Origin of the sequence: Arachnia rubra (assembly GCF_019973735.1) — a bacterium.
GTDB lineage: Bacteria > Actinomycetota > Actinomycetes > Propionibacteriales > Propionibacteriaceae > Arachnia > Arachnia rubra.
In genome coordinates this window covers 208,552-228,984 of sequence record NZ_AP024463.1, presented here as the reverse complement: position 1 = coordinate 228,984, position 20,433 = coordinate 208,552, and the positions used below count along the sequence as shown (strand labels likewise).

The window sequence follows — 20,433 nt, the reverse complement described above, 5'->3', positions numbered from 1 at the left end:
CTGATCGACCAGATCACCACCCTGCCTAACCTGGAGGCATGAAGACGGTCAAAGTGCAGGAAGCCAAGACGCATCTGTCAGCACTGCTTGCCGAAGTGGAGCATGGCGCATCAATCTGCATCACCAGGGGAACGCAGCCCGTCGCGCGTCTGGTTCCTGTCACCTCAGGAGACCGCGAGCTGGGATTCAGCGGGTACCGCCTGCCCGACAGTTTCTTCGACGACCTGCCAGAGGAGGAACTCGCCGCCTGGGAGACGAGGTGAACACGTCTCACTCCCGGCCCTCGCTGATCCAGCGGGGATCCGGCACGACGTTGCGGCTGCCCTCCACCAGAGAGGCGACGCCATCGAGCCGCGTCATGGCTGCCTCATCCAGCTGGAGCTTGAGCGCGCCGAGATTTTCGCGCATCCTCTCAGCACGGCGGGATCCTGGGATCGGCACCACCGGGAGGCCGAACTGCCGCCCCTTGGCCAGCAGCCACGCCAGCGCGACCTGCGCGTTCGTGGCGCCCAGCGAGTCGGCGACCTCCGTGACCACCGCGAGGGCCTGCTGGTTCGCATCCCAGGACTCCCCCATCCGGGGAGTCATGCCGCGGAAATCCGAGCTGATCTGGTCCCTGGTGAGGGTCCCGGTCAGGAATCCCCTGCCCAGCGGCGAGTACGGCACGAAACCGACACCCAGCTCCGCGCACGCCGGGACGACATTGCGTTCGACATCCCGCGACCACAGGCTCCACTCGCTCTGCACGGCGGCGATCGGGTGGACGGCGTGGGCGCGGTGCAGCTCCGGCGCGGTGACCTCGCTCAGCCCCAGATGGCGCACCTTTCCCGCGTCGATCAGCTCACTCAGCGCGCCGATGGTCTCCTCGATGGGGGTGTCCGGGTCGGGGCGGTGCATGTAGTAGAGGTCGATGGTCTCGATGCCCAGACGCCGCAGCGATGCGTCACAGGCTGCGCGCACATACTCCGGCCGGCCGCTAGTAGGCGGCTCGGACCTCTTCTCCACGGTAAGAGCCCCGGTGATCCCGAATTTCGTGGCGATCTGCAACTGGTCGCGGTGCCTGGCGACGAACGGGGCGAGCATCTCCTCGTTCGTGCCGGCGGGGCCGGTGGCATCCGGCCTCGGCTCGCCGTAGACGTCGGCGGTGTCGAGGAAGGTGATCCCGGCGTCGAGGGCGTCCTCAAGGGTGTGCCGGGCCTGGTCGTTAGTGGTGCCGCCGTAGACGTGGCTGAGCGCCATGCACCCGAATCCGATGGGTGAGGTGTTCAGCCCGGGGGCGAGGGTGACGGTCATGGTGTCTCCTTGTGGGTTGATTCGTGGAGAGTTGGTTCGTCGCCGAGGTTTCCACCGTAGGTGGCGATCTTGTAGTCGGTGATGTCAAGGGCGAATTGGAGCTCGGCGATTTTGCTCCGGACCCGGGCGCGATGCTCCTGCATGACCTTGAGACGCTCTGGTTTGGTGCCGGGACCCTGCTCAACAAGGTCGATGTAGCGACGAAGTTCCGTCATGGTCATGCCCGAGACGCGCATCCGGATCAGGAAGACCAGCCGCCGCATGGCGGCCTCGTCGTAGGCACGGTTTCCCTGGGCGTCCCTGGGTACCCGCACCAGGCCGAGTCGCTCGTAGTAGCGGATGGTGTGGGGGCTCACCCCCAGCCAGGCCGCCGCTTGCTGAACCGGCAGCGACTCGGGCAGGTCGCCATCTGGCACTGGTCCTTCCATGCCGCCGACCCTACGCGTTAGAGCGCGCTCAAAGACAAGCTAAAGCAGAAGAGGCATCTTGCAGCAGGAAGAGCCACCTTTGCGTTGCAATCGTTTCTTGCGTTTCCATCGTTTGGAACGATACTTGATGCATGAAGACGACAACCTCCCACACGGTACTTCCGCCGGAGGATCCGGGCGACCTGACGCCCCTGAACACCTTGTTGCCAAGCCTTCCTCCTGGTATCCGCGAGGGTGTGGGGACCTTCGTCGACGCATTGTCGCGAGGCGATGCCGTTCGCATCGAGCCTGTTTCCACGATGCTGAGCACCACTCAGGCAGCCGAAATCCTGAATGTCTCCCGGACAACCCTGGTCAAGTTACTGGAGGAGGGAAAACTCCCATACGAGCAGCCCAACGTCCACCGAATGGTCCGGCTGGAAGACGTCCTGACATACAAGAAAGAACGCTCCCGAAAACGCACCGCTTACTTCCAGGATTCCATGCGGCAAGCCGAAGAGACAGGCATGCTGCAGGAGGAAATCAGCGATTACACAGCCGCATTGAAGAAATCTCGGAATAGACGGCGATCATGACCGTCGTCTTCCTTGATGCCTGCGTTCTGGTGCCGATCACACTAACCAATGTGCTTCTCACAGCCGCCGAAGACAGCCACTCAGACCACTAAACGAAGGAAATCCACAGATTCCATTAACACGGGCTGGGCACCATGCAAGATGGCCCAAAGGAGCCCGTGTTTGTGAACGGTCTGGGGGCTCACCCCCAGCCAGGCCGCTGCCTGCTGAACCGGCAGCAACTCGGGCAGGTCGCCATCTGGCACTGGTCCTTCCATACCGCCGACCCTACGCGTTAGAGCGCGCTCAAAGACAAGTCCGCCGCATCACCGACTCTCAAGGCCCGGTCAACTCACGAGGACCGAGAGCGGCATCGCACCTCATCTTCATGTGAGGATTCCGGATTTTTATGGTTGCCGTTCCTCGACGAGCATGATGAGGACGAGGGAATGCAACGCGAAGATTGCCGCGAGGACCCATCCGACACGCCGGTTAGCGGTGGCATTCGGTCATGAGGGCGCGGGTGCCTTCGCTAATGCGCTTGTACTCGGTGTGATGGACGTAGTGGCTGGCATCGACGATCACCGACCGCCGACAAGGACCACTGCCCACATACTCCGCAATCTCTGCCTCGGTGTAGTTCGTTTCACGTATGGTGTAGACCAACACCGGCAGCTGCTCATCAAACCGAAGATCCCTGACCTGGGCGCGCGAATCACTAGCAACTTCCGCCTGCCTCATCACATTCGCGCTCAGCATCATCCAGTTGGTCAGCATCCGCTGCTGCTCAAGATTCTCCTTGCTATAACCATCCGCACTACTGGCCCCGATCATAAACGAAGGATCCGCACCACTGAACGCCGTAATGATACGCATCCACCCAGCCTGCACAATAGGCCTAAAAAACCACGAATAAAACCAGGGAAACGCGGGACCAGCCTGGCTGTCGAAGTATCTCGCGTAGGGAATGACGGGATCCAAACCAACATAACCCGCAACCTCATCAGGATACTGATCAGCAAAGGCCTGAGAGTTCAATCCGCTGATGGAGTGCCCCATCAACACATACGGGCCTTTCACCCCAGCGGCATGCAACGCGGTGTGAACATCCCGCGCAATATCCGACGGCAACATAGGAGAGTCCGTCACGTCGCTCCAGCCGTAGCCGAAGGGCTCCACCACGGTCACCGTCGCCCACTTCGAGAGCTCCTTCACCAAAGGCTCGAAATCCAGGTCCGGAGCCGGGACTGCAAGACCTGGAAGTAGAACAATACTTGTGTCACCCTGACCAGTGGTGTGGACGTGCATCTTGTGGCCGTCGACATCCACCAACTGCCCCGGAGCCGGATGATCCGCCCGCTCCTTCGCGGTGAGCGCCACATCCGCAACCTTCACCCCACCCATCAGCACCACCAGCACCAACACCACAACCCCAAGCCGCCGCAACCAGCGCCTGGGACGAGGTTTCTTCCCGCCTTCACTATCCATGGGGAACACCCAACCCCAAACACCAGACACTGTCAAGTAAGGTTATTCCCTGATCGGACCCCGAGATCACCACACACAGGGACTTGGCCGTCCAAAGGCAAACCCGCTGCTTGTGGTGGTTGCTGACCCCACAGCACAGAGGCACCGCAAAGACCCTGGCGAAGCCGGTACTCCTCCCACGTGGAGAATGGACGCGTGCGCGACTACTGGAACCACAACACCGCCTATCATCCGTGGCTGCAGCGCATCGCCGCCGAGCGGCCCCGCCGGAGCATCCTGGACGTCGGGTGCGGCGACGGGCTGCTGTTGCAGCGACTCGCGCCGTACGCCGGTCACCTCACCGGCATCGAGCCAGACGTCGCGGCGCTCTGCCGCGCACAGGCCCGTCTGGCCAGCATCCCCAACGTCACGCTCAACGCCTCCAGCTTCGCGGCCTTTGATCCGGGAACGAAGCACTACGACCTGATCACCTTCGTCGCGTCGCTGCACCACATGGACCTGGCTGACTCCCTGACCAAGGCGCGCGACCTCCTGGCACCGGACGGCGACCTCCTGGTCGTCGGGCTGGCGGAGGAACGCACCCCCTGGGACTGGGCCTTTGCCGCGCTGGCACTTCCCTGGGCCAGGCTCGGCTCAGCGCTCCATCACGAAACCGACCCTGGGGTCCTGACGACGCCACCGACCACCTGCCTGACTGAGATCCGCACCACCGCGCGCAACCTGCTGCCAGGCGTCCGGATCCGCCGTGGCCTCTACTACCGCTACCTACTCCGCTGGGCCAGAAGAGCCTGCCGGTAGGCGTCCATCGCCGCCCTGGCTGAGTGAAGCGACGTGCCGGGCTGAGGACGCTGCTATGGTTGGAAACGTCGTTGGTTCGGCGTTCCGGCGTCGAGGCAAGAGGGAATCCGGTGAGAATCCGGGACTGTCCCGCAGCGGTAAGTGGCGACGATGGCTTTCACAAGGCACTGGAGAGATCTGGGAAGCGAAAGCCGGAGGTTGGTGTTACACCTGGAACCACAAGTCCGAAGACCTGCCAGCGATCCGCCCGTACCTCGGGCGGAGGCGACGACCTCGTGGACTGGGTCAAGGCTGTGAATGGGTCACAGGCCCTTCTCATCGTCTGCTGGTACGCGATGTCGCGTGAAGCCTCGGATGAGAGTGGAGATGCTCGAGAAGATTCTGGCTGCGGACCGCAGTACAGTCGCTGTTCGTGAAAGCCGCTTGCGGGGGCGGCGGGTCTTGCATGTGCCCCACGCAACAGCGGACGGGCCCGGCGGAACACGTTGCCATGGCTCTCGCCCAGGTCCATCGAGCACTGCGGCACAGCCAGTGATCCGTCCTGACTGGGGCATACCCCACCCATCCGGGGCACCACGCGGAGACCGGGGAACCGGGCTCCAGCATCGTCGCGCCACACCATGACCACGTAGTACGTGTCGTCCTGAAGGGAGCCGCCCTCCTTCGCCGGGGGCGGTGATCAGGGAGGAAGGAGCGCCCTTGGTGAATGACTGCTGCCGCGTTCCCGCCCTTCGTTACTCCGGCGGGAACAGGACTCCGGCAGCACGCTCAGGCCGCTGATCCTCAAGGTCGGCGGCCTGAGCACAGTCACCTGACTTGGCTCATGTTTGGTGTTTTTGGGGTTGGAGGGGGTGTTGGCTAGGGGTTTTGGTTGGTGTGGTGTGCACTAATCGGGGGTGTTTTAGCCTGTTGGGGTGAGTCCGTATGTGAGGACGGTGAAGACCGCGTCGGGGGCGACGGCGGTTCAGGTGGTGTGGTCGTCGTCTCGTGGATCGCGGTCGATGGATCACATCGGGTCGGCACACACACCGGAGGATGTTGAGGTGTTGAAAGCGGTGGCGCGGCAACGCATGATCGCCGCTGGTCAGGACGAACTCGATTTCGGGGACGGGCAGCCACGACGGCGGGCGCTACCGATCCGGCGGTCGCGGGCGGAGCACTTGTGGAATGCCTTGTCGGTCGGGTTTGAACGGCTCGGGTTCGATACCGCCAGTGGTGGTGACGAGGTTTTCAAGCAGTTGGTGCTGGGCCGGTTGATCGAGCCGGCCAGCAAGTTGGAGACCTTGCGGGTGCTCGAAGAGATCGGGGTTCGGCCTTGCGGCTACGCGACGGTGAAGCGTCGGCTCGCCGTGTATGCCGAGCCGGCGTGGCGGCAGCAGATAGCGTCCGCGTGCGCAGCGCATGTGGGGTTGGGGCCTGCCACCTTGGTGTTGTACGACGTGAGCACGCTCTACTTTGAGACTGATGTTGGGGACGGGTTCCGGGAACCCGGATACAGCAAGGAACGCCGCTTGGAACCCCAGATCACCATCGGGTTGTTGACCGACGCGCGGGGGTTCCCGTTGATGGTGGAGGCGTTCGAGGGTAACCGTGCGGAGACGACCACGATCATCCCGTCGCTCCAGGCGTTCCAGGCCGCTCACGCCCTGCCGGAGGTGACGGTGGTGGCTGATGCGGGCATGTTGTCTGACGGGAACCTGCGGGCGTTGTCCGGGGCGGGGTTGCGGTTCATCGTGGGTCAGAAGATTCCCGAGGTCCCCTACATCGTGCGGGAGTGGCTGAAGACCCATTCCGGTCAGCAGCCCCCTGACGGGCTGACCCTGACTCAACCCTGGTCGAGGGGCCCGGCCGGGGCAGCAGTGACAGAGACGATCTACTACCAGTACCGGGCCGACCGAGCACGCCGGACGTTGCGCGGTATCAGCGAGCAGGTCAGCAAGGCCGAACGCGTGGTCGCGGGGAAGATCCCGGTGAAACGGAACCGGTTCATCACTCTCACCGGCGCACAGAAATCGGTGAACCGGGACTTGGAGGCCAAAGCCAAAGCGCTGGCTGGCTGGAAGGGATACATCACGAACCTGGCTGACCCGAGGCCGGAGTACGTGATCGGCGCCTACCACCAGTTGTGGCAGATCGAGAAGTCGTTCCGGATGAGCAAATCCGATCTGAAAGCCCGCCCGATCTACCACCACCTGAAAGACTCGATCGAGGCCCACCTCACCATCGTGTTCGCCGCCCTCGCCGTCGCTCGCTGGTTGGAGGCCACCACCAAAGTCAGCTTGAAGACCCTGGTCAAGACACTACGCCGCTACCGAACCATCGACATCCAAGCCGGCGACGCCATCGTCACCGCTGAAGACCCCATCCCCGACAACATCCAAGCCTGGCTCGACGCCATCCACAACACCCGGGAACGACACTAAATGAGCCAAGTCAGGACGCTCAGGCCGCTGATCCTCAAGGTCGGCGGCCTGAGCACAGTCAGGACCCAGCGGGCGGGTGCTCAGCGACGGCTTGGGGGCTGCGATCGCAGAAGGCCGGGTCAGGTGAGCGGTGCCGACTCCTCAGTCAGGCCCAGCAGGAGCCCACGCAGCTGCGCCACCCCCTCCTCGGTCTCCTCTCCCCAGACGTAGGCCGCGGCGCATCCCTCAGCGGCTCGCCGCACCAGGCGGATCCGGTCGTCAGGCAGACCGTCGGCGGCGAACTGCTCGTCCCACCACCGGACATTGTCGGCTATGGCCTGTTTCACCTCGGGAATGTCGATCATGGGATACCAGGTGGAGGAATCCGCGAAGTAGACCATGGCCTCCCCCGACCCCCCGCACAGAGCACGGACGTATGCGCGCAGCATCTTGCCGGGACGGTTCTCAGACAGGTCGAGGAAACCCTCGACCTCCGAACGCAGCTGCCGCGCACAGTCCTCACCGAGAGCCCGGATCAAGTCATTGCGAGACGGGAAGTGATGCAGCAGACCTCCCTTAGACATTCCCGCGGCCTCGGCGATCCTGGCCAGGGAGACTGACGTACCGTGCTTGCCCATGAGGTCGCTGGCGGCGTCGAGGATCGCCCGCCGTGTCCGGTCTGTGCTCCGGGTTTTTCCGCTGGTGGCCATGGACTCACCGTACCGCCGCGCCCATACCATCACAAACCAAATAGGATGAAAAACATTCCAATTGGTATTGAATTACCGACCATATGGTCTGTAACCTTGCGGGGTGCCACACAACGAGAACTCAATGACTCCACAAGTCCAGGCCGAGACCGTCCCCCCGCTGACAGCACGGCAGTGGGGCACCATCGCAGTTCTCACAGGTGCGGTCATGCTGCTGGCGATCGACGGCACGGTGCTGTCGCTGGCCGTGCCCCGGCTGACTGCCGACCTGGCACCTTCGGCCACAGAGCTGCTGTGGATCGGCGACGTCTATTCCTTCGTGCTGGCAGGACTGCTGGTCACCATGGGAAACGTCGCTGACCGCATCGGACGGCGTCGCCTCCTGCTGATCGGATCAACCGGCTTCGGGCTGGCCTCGCTGCTCGCGGCCTTCGCGCCCACAGCGGGGGTCTTGATCGCCGCCCGCGTCTTCCTCGGGCTGTTCGGCGCAACCATCATGCCCTCGACGCTGTCGATCCTGCGCGACGTCTTCCGGCATCCGCTGCAGCGCACCCGCGCCATCGCGGTCTGGTCGGCTGGCGCCACCGGCGGCGCGGCGGTGGGTCCGCTCGTCGGAGGGTTCCTGCTGGAGCACTTCTGGTGGGGGTCGGTGTTCCTGATCAACCTGCCGGTGATGGCCATCGTCATCGTCGCGGGACTTCTGGTCCTGCCGGAGTCGCGGGGTAACGCCGACGCCCGGATAGACGCCGTCTCGGCGCTGCTGTCGATCGTGGCGATCGTGCCCATCGTCTACGCGGTGAAGCATCTGGCCGCCCAGGGGTTCGACGTGACGGTGGTCCTCACGGCGCTGGTGGGCGCGACGGCCGGATGGGTTTTCGTGCGCCGCCAACGGCGGCTGGCCACGCCGCTGATCGACATCAGCCTGTTCCGCATCCCCGCGTTCACGGGGGCCGTGCTGGCCAATGGCATCGCGATCTTCGCCCTGGCGGGACTGCTGTTCTTCTTCTCGCAGTACCTGCAGCTGGTGCGCGGCCTCAGCCCGCTCATCGCCGGGCTGGTCGAGCTGCCGGCCACGATCATGTCGGTACTCGTCGCCCTGGTCGCAGTGGCGATCGTGAAACGCCTGGGCGCGGGCCGCTCCATCGCCACCGGCCTGACGCTGGGAGGTGGCGGCCTGGCGCTGGTGGGTTTCGCCGCCGGGCAAGAGGGTATCCACTGGATACTCATCGGGGTGAGCGTCGCTGGGCTGGGCATCGGCCTGGCGATGACGCTGTCCACCGACGCCATCGTGTCGGCGGCCCCGGTGGAACGGGCGGGAGCGGCCTCGGCCATCTCAGAGACCGCCTACGAGCTGGGCGTGGCGATGGGAATCGCGCTACTCGGGTCGCTGCAGACGGTCTTCTACCGCTGGCTGCTGCAGACGCCCAGCGGCTTGGACGACGCTATCGCCGCGCAGGTGCGTGAGTCGCTGCCCATCGGCCTCAAGGCACTCGACGAGACCGTAGCGATCCAAGCCGAGGCAGCGCACCTGGCCCGTGAGGCCTTCACCTCAGGCGTGCAGACGACCGCCGTGGTCGCGGCCGTGCTCCTGATTGTCGCGGCGCTGACAGCCTGGAAGCTGATCCCAAGCCAGCGTCCCCAGGAGGCCCCATCGAAGACCACCTGATGGACCTCACCCAACAGGAGAAATACTCGTCTGACAAGCCCAGATATATCAGTCCCCTAGAAACTCGTTGTTCCGCGGACCCAAACTCGTTGTTCCGCGGACCTGAGTTCGTTGTTCTACGGGACTGAGTTCGTTGTTTCGCGACCCATCCGGACCCGCTCAGCGGTACCGCTCCAGCCTACGGCGCAGGGGTTTGAGCAGGAGCAGCTCCAGGGCCAGGGTGAGGGCGGCCATCACCGCGGACAGGGCGAACACGTCGGCGGTCTCCAGGTTGGTGCGGGCCTGCTGCACCTCCGCGCCCATACCGGTGGCGGTGCTGAGCAGCTCCGCCATCACCGTCAGCCGGATCGACTGCCCCAGCGCGATGGTGACCGCCGACAGCACCGGCGGCACCACCGCGGGGACGATGACCCGGCGGACGGTGCCCCACAGGCCGAACTGGAACAGCCGCGCCATCTCCAGCAGGTCCGGGTCGACGTTGGCGACGGCATCCCGCAGCGTCGTGACCAGCAGAGGCAGCGTCACCAGGGCGACCACCAGTAGCACCACTCCGGCGGTCGGTCCCAGCCACAACACCCCAACCACCACGACCACGATGGGCGGGATCGCCATCAGCAGCTGCGCCCAGGACTCGGTCAGCTCCGCGACGGGCTTCCAGGTGCCCGCAGCCCACCCCCAGGGCAGGCCGATCAGGCAGGCGATCCCCAGGCCAGTCAGCGCCCGCTGCAGGGTGAGCAGCACCGAGCCTGCGAGCTCCTCGTCGCGGATCAGCCCCAGCAGCGCCTCCCAGGTCGCGCGGGGCCCCGGGAAGGCGTAGACGGGGTAGCTCGCCGACGCGAGGTCCCAGACCACCACCATGGCGGCGAGCCCCACCCACCACAGCAGGACGGCCCGCCACCGCGGCGAGTCCTTGTCGGTTGAGGTCACCTGGGGTCAGCCAGGTAGAAGTCGTCGGCCGGCATCTTGCCGCCGACGATGTCGGGGCTGAGCGTGGTCAGGCGTGTGTAGAAGTCCACCAGGTCGTCCTTTGCCCGCTGCGCCGGAACGACTTCCAGCTGAAGCCTGGGGACCACGCTCTTGACGACGGCCTCCGGCACCTCCGTCTTCTGCGTGATCGCGGCGAGGGCCTTCTCGTCGAGGGCGTTGACCTGCGCGACCGCGGCATCCAGCTCGTTGAAGACACCGCCGACGAGCGCCTTGTCCGAGTCGGCCAGTTTCGAGGGCATCACCACACCGGCCATCGGGAACCGCGCCTGACGGCCGGTGACGCTGCCCCACAGCTCCTGCAGGTTGAGGGTGCGGTCGAGGGTCTTGCCGGCCTCCTTGGCCTTGCCCTGGACGACGGTGGCGACATGCTCAGGCAGCACGGCGTACTCGATCTGCCCGGAGAGCAGCGGCTGGACGATCTCGGAGGCCTGCTCATACTTCGCCACCTCGATACCCTCAGCCCCGCCGTCGAGGGAGATGCCGCTTTGGGTCATCAGATAGCGGAACACCAGGTCGGGCATGTTGTTGGGCATCGGCACCGCGACCTTCTTGCCCTTCAGCCCCTCGACACCCTGCGCCGACGACCCCTCCGGGCCGAGGACGTAGAGCATGCCCCAGACGGTGATGGCGGCGAGCCGGATCGGCAGCCCCTTGTTGAACAGGTTCGCCGAGGCGTAGGACGGGGTGGCGACCAGGTCGGTCTCACCGTTGACGATCAGCGACTTCATGACCTCGACGTCGGTCCAGTTCTGCACGTCGGTCTTCCCGACGAGGCCGTCGAGTTTGCCGAGGGTCCCGAAGGAGGCCATGGGCGCCATGAACGCCAGGGTGGTGGGGACGTGGACGCGTAACGTCTCCAGCTTCGACGGCGACCCCGTCTGACTGGGGCTGGAGTTCGACTGCTGGGAGCACCCGGCCAGGCCTGCGGTGCCGAGCAGGCCGAGGCCTGCGAGGGTGAACAGGGAGCGACGCTTCATGATTCTTCCTTGTCGGTGGTGGAGGCGGTGTCGGTGGTGAGCTGCCAGGTGCCGGGCGGGCCGTCGAGGTGAAGATGAAGGTGGGAGACCTCGTCGGCCTCCTCAGGGTCGTGGGTGACCCACACGGCGACGACCTCCTCCTCGGCGAGCAGCTGGATCAAGTCGGCGCGCAGCGCCATGGCTAGGGGTTTGTCGAGGGCGGAGAAAGGCTCGTCGACGAGCAGCAGGGCGGGGCCGGTGGCCAGGGCCCGGGCTATCGCGACCCGCTGCCGCATGCCGCCGGACAGCTGCCGCGGGTAGAGGTGCGTGGACTGCTGGAGACCGACCCGGGCCAGCCACTGCTGGGCGATGAGGTCCGGGTAGTCGCCGCCGACCACCAGGGCGACATTCCGGTGGGCGCTGTACCAGGGCAGCAGCCGGGGCTCCTGGAACACCTGCGCCAGCCGTCCCTGGGGACGCGAGACTGACCCGCCGTCGCAGCGGCTGAGCCCCGAGATGGCCTTCAGGAGGGTGGTCTTGCCCACCCCCGACGCCCCGGTGACGGCGAGGGTCTGCCCAGGCGCGACGACCAGGTCCAGGTCTTTGATGAGGACGTTGTCGCCGCGGACCAGAGTGACGCCGTCGAGGACTAGGTCATCAGCCATCGGCTGGCTCCGCCGTCTTACGGGCGAGGATGACGATGCCACCCATCAGGCGTCCCTGGAGCTGGAAGCCCTGGCGCATGGCCTTGAGCCGGTCGCGGGCACCAGGTAGCCGGCGGGCGTTGCGCCAGAACCGCAGTGCACCCCACAGGCCCTCGTCGGAGATGAGACGCCTGGGTTCGAGGAGGTGCAGGGGCGCGCGGTCGTGCCACTCGGCGGCCAGGCCGTGGGCGGCCAGCAGCTCGGTCCAGCCCTCCAGGGTCAGGGGCCGGGCACCGACCTTGATGATGCGGGAGAGTTCCTTGCGGGCGGTCTCGCGTTCCTCGTCGGTGAAGTCAGGGAGCCAGGCCATCTCGTGCATGGCGTAGCGGCCGCCGGGACGCAGCAGCCGGGCGGCCTCCGCGACGATGGCATGCTTGGCCTCCTGTGACTGGATGGTGAGCATGGCCTCGCCGACCACCAGGTCGGCGCTGGCGTCGGGCAGACCGGTGTCCTGCGCGTCGGCCACCACGTATTCGGCATCCGGATGGCGTCGCAGGATGTCCTTGACGGCGTCGCGGCCCTCCGGGTTGGGGTCGACGCCCCGATAGGTGTGCGGGTTGCTGCGCAGCAGCACCTCGGCGGTGGCGCCGACTCCGGGACCGAGTTCAACGATGTCGTCGCTACTGGCGGGCTTCGCCTGTTCGAGCAGCCTCGCGGTGAGCAGCCGCCCGCCGGGCCTCAGAATGCGTTTGCCGAGCTTCGCGAAGAGCCAGTGGCCCTGCATCCGCCCGGCCTCCGGACCTGACCTGTCCCCCTTACCCCCAGCCTGCTGTGATTCCGCGCTGCTCATCCTGGACCTCTCAAGCGACTCGGACGTGGACGACGAGCGTAACTCAGCAGCAGCCATTTTCGAAAGGGTCGTGTGCTGTTATTCTTACTGGCGCGGGGGATCCGCGCCGCGATCACAGGGTGTGTCGCGGATCACCTCGCACCAAGGGCACAGCCGCCCTGGTCCAGGCATCCGCAGCACGCGAGCAGGCAATCCACAGCACACGAAACCCCTGGCCGCAGCGTGCGCGGCGGCCAGGGGTTTCGGGATGATGCCGTCAGCGACCCACTACTTGGATGCGGCCTCCGCTTTGTTGTCAGCGCGGTCGACGGATGGGTCCTCGCCGGCCACTATCTGACCGACATCCTCGACGAACTCCTTGTTCTTCCAGTAGTCGGAATGCCCACCCTCGTTGGAGGAGATATGCGTGACGCCAGACATATTGTGTGGCTTCTCTCCCAAACCAGCAGCCTCTTCCCCGGCACCCAGGGCTTTCCCAAGGGCTTTGTTCTTCCACCCGGTTCCCTTGCCCGCTACAACGTCATCATCGTTGACGGAGGCGTAGACGTGTCCTTCTGGAACGTTGTATTCATGCACATCGGTGGCCCGGCCACCCGGCGAGCCGTAGAGCACCATGTCATCGACCACACCAGTCTTGGTGCTCAACGCAGCCGTACCAGCGGTGAGAGAACCATAGGAATGGTCGACGGTGGTCAGATGCGGGTCAGTGCCCTGCGACTGATGCCAGCTATGAATCCCCTCATGGAAGCTGTTCAACGCCGGAGCAGCCTCATCAGCTCTATTCGCGTTCATATACTCCCATTGATGACCCTTGTAATCATCGCTAATCTCTCCAAGCCCGGGAGGCGCATCATAGCCAAGCCACGCCACAGCAGCCGTGTTCTCAGCCCCGGCCGCGTCACGCAGCGCCTCCGCATTGCTCACCAACCCAGGCAAGCCCTTCCTTGCGGTCGTGCTAATCCCGGGGACCAAAGTTGTGACGTTCTCTGCTGTATCGACATCACCAACAGAGATGGCGGCCCGGACATCTCCGTCACCGGATGCATCCAAATAGAGCAGATGGTACGGAGACTCCGGAAGACCATCACTGGCCATGGGATCCCCATAGGGATGCATCAGCTCCTCGATCTTCTCCAAATCCTCTACCTTCAACCGAGCATTGTCCACCTTCTGCTGGGCAGCAGCATATTCAGGACTATTCATGTCCCATTTATCGCGTGCCGCTTCGGCGGCCGCGAGCTCTTCTGCCGCCTTGGTCCTCTCCGTTTGAAGACGTATCTCATTCGCCTTACCGCGCGCGTCCATGGAGATGCCATCCAGGTTGCCGATAGCCTCTGGATGCTCAGCAATGATCTTATTCTTCTCATCCTCGGTGAGAGAGTTCCACCAGGCACTCACCTCCGTGGCCGACCAGCCCTCCTGCGGCAGATCCGGCAGCCCCTGCGACTCACTCGCCGAGGTCTCCGAGCACTGATAGGTGCCGTTGTGAACAGCGGTCAGACGATTTCGATAAGCATCGTCAACCTCAACAGCACGGTCAATAGCAGCTTTAATTAAAGCCTCCAGTTCTCCCTTTTTTAGGTTTCTCGCAGCATTCTCTGCCTGACACGACTTCGGATCTCTGCTCTCTCCATTTGGAGCTGGGGTATCTGGCACAACAACTTCATAATCGACACTGCCTTCAGCACTGATACTGAGATATGTGTACGTCGCCACAAAAGAGGTGCACTCCTGCACTTTGGTCTGCACATCCCACACGCCGTCTGCAGCGTCCGCGGTGGCCATCATCAACTCGGAGACATCATTGACCAGCTTGTCAAGACCCGAGTTCAAGGACCCCAGCGAAGACGACATCGCATTCACCGCGGCCCCCGTCGACTGAATCCTGCCCTTAGCGCCGGAAGCATCCTGCGCCTCAGTCCTCAACGTACTGCGCGCAGTGGACAGATTCTGCGAGGTCGTATTGAGATTCGCAGGATCCCATTGCTGGATCTCAGCCCATCCGATAGCCATCAGTTGCCCTCCATTCTGTTCTGCCAATCCCCGTAAGTACCTGTGTTTGTGGTCCCAGAAGCGTCCGACTGGGGAGACAGTGTCCCCGCGGAACGCAGTGATGCCTCGACGTCAGCTTCATTCTGACCATAGGAGTTCGCTGCGGACTGCACGTCATCGCTGAAGTCCTGATACTTGTCCTTGAGGTCTGAACGCCTCTTGTCGACCGTGCTGGCGGTCGACTCGATCCACGAGCTGGCTGATGCGGACCCCGTCATGGCAGAGGGCGCATCCGCCATGGCAGTCACCAGATCGACAGTCCCGATCTGGCTGGCAACGTCCGCGGTGTCTGAGGACAACGCCTCCAAGTCGCCGGTCACAATATTCACATCACTCACACGATCCTCCAACTCTGTCTGGCCACGCGGTACCGGTAAAACCCCCAGTCAGTTTGCTATTGCTAACCGACCCAGCCAGAGCGTACACGGTCTGCGGGCCGAGTAAAAGCACGGGCGGTCTGCGTAGAATCTGCCCGTGCCAGACCTGACCCAAGCCCAGCGCAACGCCGTCTCCGAGCTGCTCCGCGTCTCGCCGGTGATAGACGACCTCGCCGCCCGCTTCGACAAGGCCGGACACAGGCTCTACCTCGTCGGCGGGTCCGTCCGCGACGCGATGCTGGGAGGCATCGGCCACGACCTCGACTTCACCACCTCCGCGAGCCCCGGTGAGACGCACGCCATCCTCAGCGACTTCACCCCATCAACCTGGGACATAGGCCGCGACTTCGGGACGATCGGCGCAATGAAACGCGAGGGAGACAAGGAGTGGCAGATCGAGGTCACCACCTTCCGGGCCGACGCCTACGAGCCCGGATCCCGCAAGCCGGTCGTCGCCTTCGGGGAGCGCATCGAGGAGGACCTCGTGCGCCGCGACTTCACCGTCAACGCCATGGCGGTGGACGTCGTGGCGGGTGAGTTCGTGGACCCGTGGGGCGGGCTGCGTGACCTCGCCGACGGCGTCCTGCGCACCCCCGCCCCGGCGGAGGTCTCGTTCAGCGACGACCCGCTGCGCATGCTGCGGGCTGCACGGTTCGCGTCGCGGCTGGGTTTCCGGGTGGCCCCGGAGGTCCAGGACGCGATGAGGGACATGGCCGAGCGCATCACCATCGTCTCGGCGGAGCGCGTGCAGGGCGAGTTCACCGGGCTGCTGCTCACCGACTCCCCCCGCGAGGGCCTCGACCTCCTGGTGCGCACCGGCGTCGCCGAGCATTTCGTCCCGGAGCTGCCCGCGCTGCGCCTGGAACGCGACGAGCACATGCGTCACAAGGATGTCTACGCGCACTCGCTGACGGTGCTGGAGCAAGCCATCGACCTGGAGAAGGCCCGCGGCCACGAGCCGGACATCGTGAGCCGGCTGGCGGCGCTGCTGCATGACGTCGGCAAGCCCGCGACCCGGCGGTTCGAGGGGTCCAAGGTGACCTTCCACCACCACGACGTGGTGGGCGCGAAACTGGTCAGCAAACGCCTGAAGGCGCTGAAGTATTCGACGGCGATCGTGAAATCGGTGGCCAAGCTGGTGGAGTTGCACCTGCGGTTCCACGGCTATGGGGAGGCCACCTGGAGCGATTCGGCGGTGCGGCGCTACGTCCGTGACGCCGGCGACGAGCTGGAGCGCCTCCACATCCTCACCCGCGCCGACTGCACCACCCGCAACCGCAACAAGGCCACACGGCTGCGCCGCAACTACGAGGAACTGGAGTGGCGCATCGACGAGCTGGCGGCGCAGGAGGAGATCAAGGCCATCCGCCCGGACCTCGACGGGTCGCAGATCATGGAGATCCTCGGCATCGCGCCAGGCCCGCAGGTCGGGAAGGCGTACAAGTTCCTCCTGGACCACCGCATGGAGCACGGCCCGGCCACGCAGGAGGAGGCAAAGGCCATACTGCTCGACTGGTGGTCCAAGCAGGCCTGAGCACCTGAGTCAGCCTGCCACCGTCCCGCCCACTCCCCCAGCTACTCCCCAGGTTTGCTGGCCTTACTGACGTTTCGCTGGCCTTGTGTGCGTTTGCTGGCCTCACAGCACAGGCAAACGCATATAAGGCCAGCAAATACGGCATAGCGCCAGCGAAACTTATCAACCAGGCGATACAACAGCCTGGGAGAGCTCTACCGGTTGAGCTTCTTCGACTGGGAACGCCAGATCAGCACCACCACAACCAGCCAGGCCGCATACATGATCCCGACCTCAACAGGGCCCACACCTGCAAACAGTGACAGCATAGAAGCCATAATTAGCGGTACGATCGCCCAGACGAGAACCAGCAGAATCAGAAGAAAAAATTTTTTCATTCAATTACCCTGAGATAGTAGTGACATTTGCCATATGGTTTGATTTGGCATGAATCATACCAGTCGAATAGTAGCTTGCATGGCAACCATATCTCACTATGCAATGACGAATCTTAAAGGCGTTATTCACGACCTGGCGATCACCTTCTCATAGGCTTCTTTGACGAGGATCGTCAGCTTGTAGCAGTGCGTGATGCTCGGCGGCTCCGGCTTCCAGCCCTTCTCCTCGGTTTCTTCCGTGCCGAGCAGCTCCAACCCGGGCCAGGTCGCCGACACGATGGACTCTCTCCGGATACTCGCCATGCCCTGCTGCCACTGACTCACACAGCCACACACAAAGAACAGGCAAGCCGTCAGCAGACCCGCCATCACCCTCAAAGCCCGGCGCACATCGTCTCCTCACCTTTGATGGACACGTCGCAGTTCACCCTGCCAAAAGACGCCTCAGACGGCAAGAGCTCCTGCCGAAAGATGGACAGGGACCGGGGATTACACACCCAGCGGACTGGCCTCCATGAATCCAGCCGCAGTGACCATTCTCGAAGAAAACTCCTAGCCGGAGCCGCATTTCGAAAGGGCGCCCTGCCTTGCCAGCAAGAATTCCGGTTCAGGTCATTATTCGTTATAAACGGTGTTACAGACGGTAAAGGACCCCGCCGAGGGACTTCGATGAAGCTTCCTCCCCATCGCGACAAACACGACGACCGGTCGGCCGGACCCGATACGGTGGGGATGCTGACGGAGGGAGCCCGTAGACTGTAAGGGGTGGAGACCAACAGGACCGTACCGAACTCGACCTACCGGATGCAGCTGCACGGAGGGTTCACCTTCGACGACGCCGCGGCGTGGCTGCCATACCTGCACGCGCTCGGCATCACCCACCTGTTCTGCTCTCCGATCCTGCAGGCGGCACCGGAGTCCACCCACGGCTACGACGTCGTGGACCACTCTCGGATCTCTGAAGAGTGCGGAGGGGAGGACGGATTCCGGCGGCTCTCGCAGGCAGCCCACGAGCTGGGTATGGGCGTCGTCGTCGACGTGGTGCCCAACCACATGGCGGTCCCCACTCCCCTGTGGCACAACCGCGCCCTGTGGGACGTGCTGCGCCGCGGCGCGGAGTCGGAGTACTCGGATTGGTTCGATCTCGACATGACTGACTCCCAGGCCATTCTCATGCCGGTGCTGGGGCACCGGATCGGCCGGGAACTGGAAAACATCAACCTGACGACGGCAGTCATCAACGGCGAGGAGCAGCCCGTCGTCACCTACTACGACCACGTCTTCCCGGTCCGCCCCGGCACTGAGGAGCTGCCTCTGGAGGAGCTGCTGGAACGGCAGTGGTACCGCCTGGCCTACTGGCGGATCGGCAGCGAGGAGTTGAACTACCGCCGTTTCTTCGACGTCGACACCCTGGCCGCCATCCGCGTCGAGGACCCGGCTATTTTCGAGGCCACCCACCGCAAACTGCTCCAGCTCTTCCACGACGGCCTCATCGACGGCTTCCGCATCGACCACATCGACGGCCTGGCCAACCCCCGCCAATACCTCGCGGATCTCCAGCGCGCCACGGGCGGCTGCTGGGTGGTCGCGGAGAAGATCCTCGAATACGACGAGGAGCTCCCCGCCGACTTCGAGTGCGCCGGCACCACCGGCTATGACTCCCTGCTACGGGTCGCCGGCCTGTTCCACGTCCCCGGCAGCGTCCCCAGGCTCACCGACCTGTGGGAGCGCCTGTCCGGGTCCGGCGAGGGCTTCGCGTCGACGGTGCTGAACGCCAAACGCACCGTGGTGAAGGAGTCGCTGTTCACGGAGCTGAACCGCCTGGTCAACATCGCGATGGCCATCTGCGAGGACGACATCCGGCTGCGGGACTACACCCGCCGCCAGCTCAGCCACGCCATCAGCGGGCTGCTGTACCAGTTCAGCCGCTACCGCGCCTACGTGGAGCCGGGACGGGTCAATCCCGAGTCAGAGCGGGAGATCATCACCGAGGCGGCCGCGAGGGCCCGGGAGTACCTCACAGCCGACGAGCTGGACGCCCTGGACTTCGTGGTGGCGCTGGCCCTCGGCGAGACCGGTGAACAGGACATGGGCGGGGCGGACACGCTGCCGGCGCCGTCGCAGATCCTCAACCAGCTGCCGGGCCGCGCGCACGAGTTCCTGGACCTGCGCTCCGAGTTCATGGTCCGCTTCGCCCAGACCTGCGGACCGGTGATGGCCAAGTCGAAGGAGGACACCGCCTTCTACCGCTGGAACCGGTTCATCGGGGTGAACGAGGTGGGTTCGGACCCCAACATCATCGGGATCAACCAGGACGACTTCCACGGCTTCTCCCGCGCCCTGGCCGCCGACTGGCCCACCGCCATGACCACCCTGTCCACCCACGACACCAAACGCAGCGAGGATGTGCGCGCCCGCCTGGCGGTGCTCACTGAGTATCCGCGCGAGTGGGAGCAGTGCGTCAACGAGTTGCGGACGGCGACGGCGGAGTCCCGTCCGGTGCTGCTCGACGGCGGCACCGAGTTGTTCCTGTGGCAGACCCTCGCCGCCACCTGGACGCTGCCCGGCACCGCCGCGGGCGCGGAGGTGATCTCCGCCGACCGGCTGACGAAGTACCTGACCAAGGCCATCCGGGAGGCCAAGCTCCACACCAGCTGGACCACTCCCGATGAGGCCTATGAGGAGGCCGTCCTTGAGTTCGCGACGGCCTGCCTGGCCAATCCCGAGGTGGCCGCCGCGCTGGATGCGTTCACGGAGCTGACCTTCCAGTCGGTGCGCGCCAACGTCCTGGGGCAGAAGCTGATCCAGCTCACCATGCCCGGCGTCCCGGACCTCTACCAGGGCTGCGAGGTCGTGGACCTGTCGCTGGTGGACCCAGACAACCGCCGTCCCATCGACTACTACCGGCGGGCCGGGGTGCTGGGGTCGCTGATGATGAACCCACCCGCCGACCTGGACGCAGAGAAGCTTCTCGTGACGTCCCGGGCGCTGCTGCTGCGCCGCGACCATCCGGAGGCGTTCCGCGGCCCCGACGCCGACTACCGGCCGGTGTCGCTGAACACCGGTCACGCTGTGGTGTTCGAGCGCGGCTACAAGGACTCGGAGACCCCCGTGGCCATCGCGGTCGCGACGCGGGTGCAGTCGGGGCTGGACGAGACCGGCTGGGGGGACGCGGAGCTGGTGCTCCCGAACCTGCGGTTCCTCGACGTCCTGTCCGGCCAGGAGTACCCGGGCGGTGCCACGCCGCTGGCCGACATCCTCGCCACGCTGCCCGTCGCCCTGCTCGTCCACCAGGTCGACGTCGATTGACCCCGTGA

Annotated in this window: 18 protein-coding genes and 1 riboswitch; of the genes, 7 read left to right on the top strand and 11 right to left on the bottom strand. The window is 64.6% G+C overall.

Features of this window, described 5'->3' with window-relative positions; all coding sequences use genetic code 11:
- Window positions 1–38 precede the first annotated feature (38 nt).
- Window positions 39–263, top strand: coding sequence for a type II toxin-antitoxin system Phd/YefM family antitoxin (locus tag SK1NUM_RS00875; RefSeq protein WP_212324147.1), 225 nt, complete (start codon window positions 39–41; stop codon window positions 261–263).
- A gap of 7 nt (window positions 264–270) precedes the next feature.
- Here SK1NUM_RS00875 and SK1NUM_RS00870 read toward each other — a convergent pair whose 3' ends face one another.
- Window positions 271–1,293 carry an aldo/keto reductase gene (locus SK1NUM_RS00870; RefSeq protein WP_212324144.1) on the bottom strand — a complete coding sequence of 341 codons (1,023 nt, stop codon included), beginning with the start codon at window positions 1,291–1,293 and terminating at the stop codon, window positions 271–273.
- Complete coding sequence (locus SK1NUM_RS00865; RefSeq protein WP_212324142.1) at window positions 1,290–1,721, bottom strand: MerR family transcriptional regulator; 432 nt, start codon at window positions 1,719–1,721, stop codon at window positions 1,290–1,292. Before SK1NUM_RS00865 ends, SK1NUM_RS00870 begins: the two co-directional genes overlap by 4 nt.
- 131 nt (window positions 1,722–1,852) lie before the next feature.
- On the opposite strand from SK1NUM_RS00865, the gene SK1NUM_RS00860 reads away from it, so the two are divergent.
- Window positions 1,853–2,296, top strand: a complete 444-nt coding sequence (locus SK1NUM_RS00860; RefSeq protein WP_212324140.1) for a helix-turn-helix domain-containing protein — start codon at window positions 1,853–1,855, stop codon at window positions 2,294–2,296.
- Between the two features lie 471 nt (window positions 2,297–2,767).
- On the opposite strand, the gene SK1NUM_RS00855 is transcribed toward SK1NUM_RS00860, so the two are convergent.
- A complete protein-coding gene (locus SK1NUM_RS00855) occupies window positions 2,768–3,763 on the bottom strand; it encodes an alpha/beta fold hydrolase (protein ID WP_212324138.1) in 996 nt (331 codons plus the stop codon).
- Between the two features lie 180 nt (window positions 3,764–3,943).
- Between SK1NUM_RS00855 and SK1NUM_RS00850 the strand changes: the two genes are divergently transcribed.
- Together SK1NUM_RS00850 and SK1NUM_RS00845 are read left to right on the top strand one after the other, a co-directional pair.
- The gene (locus SK1NUM_RS00850; protein ID WP_212324136.1) at window positions 3,944–4,561 is read left to right on the top strand and encodes a class I SAM-dependent methyltransferase; all 618 of its coding nucleotides are present in this window, start codon (window positions 3,944–3,946) and stop codon (window positions 4,559–4,561) included.
- A 55-nt stretch (window positions 4,562–4,616) separates the two neighbouring features.
- Window positions 4,617–4,815: riboswitch (cobalamin riboswitch) on the top strand.
- 672 nt (window positions 4,816–5,487) lie between these two features.
- Window positions 5,488–6,984: an IS1634 family transposase gene (locus SK1NUM_RS00845; protein ID WP_422388885.1), complete on the top strand. Its 1,497-nt coding sequence runs from the start codon at window positions 5,488–5,490 to the stop codon at window positions 6,982–6,984.
- A gap of 119 nt (window positions 6,985–7,103) precedes the next feature.
- On the opposite strand, the gene SK1NUM_RS00840 is transcribed toward SK1NUM_RS00845, so the two are convergent.
- Window positions 7,104–7,673, bottom strand: a complete 570-nt coding sequence (locus SK1NUM_RS00840) for a TetR/AcrR family transcriptional regulator (RefSeq protein WP_212324135.1) — start codon at window positions 7,671–7,673, stop codon at window positions 7,104–7,106.
- A gap of 124 nt (window positions 7,674–7,797) precedes the next feature.
- On the opposite strand from SK1NUM_RS00840, the gene SK1NUM_RS00835 reads away from it, so the two are divergent.
- A complete protein-coding gene (locus SK1NUM_RS00835; protein ID WP_212324126.1) occupies window positions 7,798–9,339 on the top strand; it encodes an MFS transporter in 1,542 nt (513 codons plus the stop codon).
- A gap of 159 nt (window positions 9,340–9,498) precedes the next feature.
- On the opposite strand, the gene SK1NUM_RS00830 is transcribed toward SK1NUM_RS00835, so the two are convergent.
- The 6 genes from SK1NUM_RS00830 to SK1NUM_RS00805 all read right to left on the bottom strand — a co-directional run bounded on the left by SK1NUM_RS00830 (window position 9,499) and on the right by SK1NUM_RS00805 (window position 15,166).
- Window positions 9,499–10,266, bottom strand: coding sequence for an ABC transporter permease (locus SK1NUM_RS00830; protein ID WP_223927693.1), 768 nt, complete (start codon window positions 10,264–10,266; stop codon window positions 9,499–9,501).
- Entirely contained in the window at window positions 10,263–11,303 is a 1,041-nt protein-coding gene (locus tag SK1NUM_RS00825; protein WP_212324124.1) for an ABC transporter substrate-binding protein, read from the bottom strand. Before SK1NUM_RS00825 ends, SK1NUM_RS00830 begins: the two co-directional genes overlap by 4 nt.
- The gene (locus SK1NUM_RS00820) at window positions 11,300–11,947 is read right to left on the bottom strand and encodes an ABC transporter ATP-binding protein (protein WP_212324123.1); all 648 of its coding nucleotides are present in this window, start codon (window positions 11,945–11,947) and stop codon (window positions 11,300–11,302) included. Before SK1NUM_RS00820 ends, SK1NUM_RS00825 begins: the two co-directional genes overlap by 4 nt.
- Entirely contained in the window at window positions 11,940–12,776 is an 837-nt protein-coding gene (locus SK1NUM_RS00815; protein ID WP_212324121.1) for a class I SAM-dependent methyltransferase, read from the bottom strand. The genes SK1NUM_RS00820 and SK1NUM_RS00815 overlap by 8 nt, the downstream gene beginning before the upstream one ends.
- Before the next feature lie 267 nt (window positions 12,777–13,043).
- Complete coding sequence (locus SK1NUM_RS00810; protein ID WP_212324118.1) at window positions 13,044–14,789, bottom strand: alpha/beta hydrolase; 1,746 nt, start codon at window positions 14,787–14,789, stop codon at window positions 13,044–13,046.
- Window positions 14,789–15,166 carry a hypothetical protein gene (locus SK1NUM_RS00805; protein ID WP_212324116.1) on the bottom strand — a complete coding sequence of 126 codons (378 nt, stop codon included), beginning with the start codon at window positions 15,164–15,166 and terminating at the stop codon, window positions 14,789–14,791. The genes SK1NUM_RS00810 and SK1NUM_RS00805 overlap by 1 nt, the downstream gene beginning before the upstream one ends.
- A 136-nt stretch (window positions 15,167–15,302) precedes the next feature.
- Between SK1NUM_RS00805 and SK1NUM_RS00800 the strand changes: the two genes are divergently transcribed.
- The gene (locus tag SK1NUM_RS00800) at window positions 15,303–16,739 is read left to right on the top strand and encodes a CCA tRNA nucleotidyltransferase (RefSeq protein WP_212324114.1); all 1,437 of its coding nucleotides are present in this window, start codon (window positions 15,303–15,305) and stop codon (window positions 16,737–16,739) included.
- 503 nt (window positions 16,740–17,242) lie between these two features.
- Here the strand turns inward: SK1NUM_RS00800 and SK1NUM_RS00795 are convergent.
- On the bottom strand, window positions 17,243–17,506 hold the full coding sequence (locus SK1NUM_RS00795; protein WP_212324113.1) for a hypothetical protein: 264 nt from the start codon (window positions 17,504–17,506) through the stop codon (window positions 17,243–17,245).
- Between the two features lie 375 nt (window positions 17,507–17,881).
- Between SK1NUM_RS00795 and treY the strand changes: the two genes are divergently transcribed.
- Window positions 17,882–20,425, top strand: coding sequence for a malto-oligosyltrehalose synthase (gene treY / locus SK1NUM_RS00790; protein WP_212324111.1), 2,544 nt, complete (start codon window positions 17,882–17,884; stop codon window positions 20,423–20,425).
- Window positions 20,426–20,433: the final 8 nt, after the last annotated feature.